The 2532-nt window shown below is 37.7% G+C and carries 1 protein-coding gene; it reads right to left on the minus strand.

Annotation, left to right across the window (positions count from 1 at the left end):
* A partial coding sequence (locus ACFIL8_RS09110; RefSeq protein ID WP_375689514.1) for a pertactin-like passenger domain-containing protein occupies nucleotides 1–1705 on the minus strand: 1705 nt, incomplete at its 3' end.
* Nucleotides 1706–2532 lie beyond the last annotated feature (827 nt).

A 2532-nucleotide genomic window follows, 5' to 3' on the forward strand; every position in this document is an offset into this window, starting at 1 on the left:
CCACAGACATAGACAATACCGCATCTGTAGAGGGAGTGGTCAAAAAGTGAGAAACTGAAAGTTTCTCACTCAATTGTAGAAAAGGTTGTTCTTTATGAACTGGACGCACAATCATTTGATCGGCTAAAGATTGAGAAGAGGTTGAAACAGCAGTTTGTTGTTTTTCATCAGAAAGAGGATGAGAACTTCCTGAACCTAAGACTTCAATAACATGACTTCCAAGAGAGGAAACAGTTGGAGATACAGAAACACTAGAGACATTCTGTGCCCCTCTTAAATGACGTGGAGGTCGTGGTTTAGCTGGTTGTTTTATAGTAGGTTTACGAGAGCCTGTATTTTTTCCTCTAGAAGGAGCACCTTGATCAGATAATGCAAGAGGAATCTTCGTTTTCTTGTTTACACACTGTGCTTCAGTATTCGAACGTGTCGTACCTCCAGAGGCTCTTCCTAAATACCAAATTGTAGCACTACCACTAGAATCAGCACATCTATCTCTCTTCAGCAATTGATATTGATAGGCCCCACCATCAACAGCTGTAATGTCCTTACCCGAAAGGTCTGCCAGAGTAAAATTAGCGCCTCCATTGTGGCTTCTATCAGTAATTAAATTAATCCCTGTAACCAAACTATTCTTTTGTGAGAGAAGACCTGTAATTTCACGACCAGAATCTGCAACGCTTATTTTGTGATTACCTGCGCCCTCATCAATCGATAAGTAATCACTCGAATCCCCCGTAGCACTAATATTGAATCGAAAATGTAAACTCCCTGAAAGTTTCTCAACATGAAGTGAAATATATCGTGGATCATACGGTATAGAAGTAAAAATAACAGTCCCATTTTGCCCCCCTAAATCTTCAATTTCAATCTGAGGTTTTTCTCCCATATTCCGTTCACCAACCTCAAATATTGTTTCATCCACTCTGTCCTTTATAGGAATTTTTTCCTTAGTCGTATGATTTGTCCTATCACCAGCGAATAAATAAAGTTCTCCGTGATCATTGATCCTTACTTCTCCAAGGACCTCTTGTACACCAACATGGAACCACGATTTAGCAAAGTTGTTAACAGTCAGACCATCCACAAACCCTTCAGGATATACAACTTGAATAGCATGATCTTTCAAATTAGTAGCATAAGATTCTCCTAACGCTAAGACGTGCTGTCTCCCATTCCCAGAGACCTCAGCATACATTGATTTTCCCCCCTCTTTTCTTTGTCCTGCATAAAGATTTTGTTCTCCGTTATCTCCCACTTTCGTATACCAACCCCACGCTCCATCATACACATTCTGCTGTCCAACTGTTCCACCATCCCCAGTAACTGTGGAATTATATGCACTACTTTTTCTCTCCACGCTTGTAAGATCAATATATGGCTCTTCATGAATAAACTGCTGACCTCCCAAAATTTTGGCGTTCATTGCAATTCCAGCCCGTGTAACTATTTGCATCCCTCCTTTTTTAATAGTGGAACCTACAGAACTTTCTCCATTATCAACAAGCTCTACATCACCATCTTTGAGAATAGTATTATTGTGAAAAAAATTAGACATCAGTGCTATTTTTTTTTCTTCCTCTTCTCTATTTACCACATGTGTTGCTCTTGTTAGCACTCTATTCCTACTCTCAACTGCACTTGCAGATTGCACAAGACAACTACTGATCATCAATACTGAAAAACTTAATTTGTATTTATACCGCATTATCCACACTCCACTCTCAATTATTTAGAAAAATACCCCGCGACTACATAGATAGCTCATTTTAGATTGTATCATAATGTGTTTTATTTATGTCTAAATACAATTTTTTAGTGTATTTTTTAATTTAAACAACTCAAAGTTGTTTATCTATAAACCACTAAAAAACTCTAACTTAAAGCAGAAAAATTGAATAAAATTCAAAATGTTCACTTAAGTTAAAGGAATAATTTGCATATCTGGAATTATAGATGAAAAAAATGCTCGTGCCCTTTAATGGGGCCCCCTCTTCACGTAAAACAAAACGCCATTGGGTTGTACATTCACTCACTTGTTTTAAAGAGACATCTCTCAATGCACTCAAGCCCATTTCGCCACGTCATCCATGAATGATATACCGGTAAAGCCATTGATCCCCCCAATCTTTACGCTTATGAAGAAGCGAGCCAATATCATCATACACTTTTCCAGCCCTAAAATGTTGCAACGCGACACCCTTTGGTACTTGAGGCAGTTTATAAGAGGTATTTTTAGTTCTTTCTTGTACAATTTTTATCCACGCAGGCTTCCCTGCTTGTGACGTGCAAGAAAATGGTTTTGATTGATTCAACATAAACAGATTTGGAATGAGAGAATCCTATGATTTTCGCGACTCTCATTCAACATGCATAGAAATGAATTATTATTATAAATTCAGTATGTTGCCTTTAAAAGAGAGAGTATAAAGACATTTCTACTATTTGAGAAAGTCCTTACACTCTCGAGAAGACATAGCCGAACGTTATCTGTTTAAGTTTGCAAAACAATTACATTTGTAAAGTTAATCAGCC

The organism is Bartonella sp. AP57NXGY (assembly GCF_042195805.1).
Taxonomy (GTDB): domain Bacteria; phylum Pseudomonadota; class Alphaproteobacteria; order Rhizobiales; family Rhizobiaceae; genus Bartonella.